The 302-nt window shown below is 36.8% G+C and carries 1 protein-coding gene; it reads right to left on the bottom strand.

What is annotated here, in order from left to right:
* On the bottom strand, positions 1–302 hold a 302-nt coding region (locus tag AAEY62_RS21595), incomplete at both ends, for a M3 family metallopeptidase (protein ID WP_350636440.1).

A 302-nucleotide genomic window follows, 5' to 3' on the forward strand; every position in this document is an offset into this window, starting at 1 on the left:
TCTTTACGTTCTTTAAAAGTAATACCGTATAGTTTTTCCATAGCGAAGAATAAACCATTATGAATTACCGATTGTAATTCAAAGTAAGGTTTAACTAGGGCTGGGTCTAGGTTGTACTTTTCAGCACGTACTTTTTCAGCGTAAAAAGCCCAATCCCACGGTTTAAGTTCAAAACTTTCGCCAGAATCGTTAATTACTTTTTGAATTGCTGCAGCTTCAATTTTTGCTTTTTCAACTGCTTTAGGTGCAAGGTCATCTAAAATGCCGTAAACATTTTCAGTGGTTTGCGCCATACGCGAAGT

The organism is Pseudoalteromonas sp. GW168-MNA-CIBAN-0100, assembly GCF_040309225.1.
In the GTDB taxonomy this organism is placed as follows: Bacteria; Pseudomonadota; Gammaproteobacteria; order Enterobacterales; family Alteromonadaceae; genus Pseudoalteromonas; species Pseudoalteromonas arctica.